Consider the following 1,243-nt stretch of genomic DNA (forward strand, 5'->3'; position numbering starts at 1 on the left):
GTCGCGTCCGTCGCGTCGGTCACGTCCGTCGCGTCCTCGTCGTCGAGCCAGGCCAGCGTGCGGCACAGGTCGAGGAGCTGCCAGGTGCGCATCGTGAGCAGCGGCTCGCGGCCGGCCACGACCTGCCGCGCCTGCCGGTGGCGGCCCGCCTGGAGGTGCGCGGCGACCAGCCCGTGCAGGGCGTCGCGGTCCGTGGGATCGGCCCGGCAGGCGTCCTCGAAGTGGCGGATCGCCGTCATGGGCCGGCCGTGCACGACCAGCTCCGCGAGCCCCCGCACCCGGTCGGTGCCCGGCGACCCGGGGCGGGCCGTGGCCAGCCGGCCGGCGAGCGCCGCCGCGCGCTCGATGCGTGACGCGGGATCGTCGAAGTCCGCGGCGAACAGGCGGCGGACGTGGCCGAGGAGCGCGGCGGGCGGACGGTCGTGCCGGCCCAGCAGGTCGGCGTACACGTCGAGCGCCGAGTCGTTGTCGGCGCGGGCCTCGGTGAGCTCGACGGCGGCGGCCAGGCGGGCCTCCTCGCCCGCCTGCGGGGCCCGGTACAGGCGGGCCAGCAGGACGAGGGCCCAGGCGCGGTCGTCGCCGCTGCCGCGGCTGAGCACGGCGCGGGCCAGCGGGATCCAGCTCAGTTCGAGGCCGGGGCCGCCCGCCCCGGCCAGCTGTTCCCCGTGGCCGGCCAGCCGCTGTAGGTCGTCGACGCGCAGCAGCGGCAGGAAGCGCGCCTGTAAGCAGGACTCCTGGAAGGACAGCCACAGCGGCGCCGACTGCTCGGGCCGCTCCTCGAAGCCCGTGAGCACGGTCCTCATCCGCTCGAGGGCCCGCTCCGTCCCCGTCTCGGCCAGTGCGTCGGCCCAGGCGTTCTCCAGCCGCCCGAGTCCGGACAGGCTCTTGCGCAGCGATCGCTGAGGCTGCATCACATCACCCCCCGCTCCCCCTCGTACCGGCTGCCCACCACGTCAGCCCCCGTTCCCGGCGAGACGCGCGAAGTGCTGCGCCTGGAACCGGTTGCCCGCCGCGCGGAACGCGGCCTCGGCCCGGCGGGCCAGGCGCTCACGGCTCATGCCCTCGGGCGGCCGGACGCCGTCCCTGACCAGGGTGTAGGCCTCCGCCCAGTGCCGGGCGGCGGCGTCCGGCTCCGCCAGGTCCTCCAGGGTCGCCGCCAGTTCGGCCAGCACGGTGGCCCGCAGCTCACGCCGGCCGGCGGCGGCGAGCGCGGCGCGCAACTGGTCGGCCGCCGCACGGGAGG

The 1,243-nt window shown here is 77.4% G+C and carries 2 protein-coding genes; both read right to left on the bottom strand.

Annotated elements, in window-relative coordinates; all coding sequences use genetic code 11:
• The coding region (locus GTW43_RS30015) for a hypothetical protein (RefSeq protein ID WP_161305140.1) at positions 1-911 on the bottom strand (911 nt) is incomplete at its 3' end.
• 42 nt (positions 912-953) lie between these two features.
• Positions 954-1,243: hypothetical protein (locus GTW43_RS30020; RefSeq protein WP_161305141.1), on the bottom strand; the 290-nt coding region annotated here is incomplete at its 5' end.

The sequence above is a fragment of the Streptomyces sp. SID5785 genome (genome assembly GCF_009870065.1).
In the GTDB taxonomy this organism is placed as follows: Bacteria; Actinomycetota; Actinomycetes; order Streptomycetales; family Streptomycetaceae; genus Streptomyces.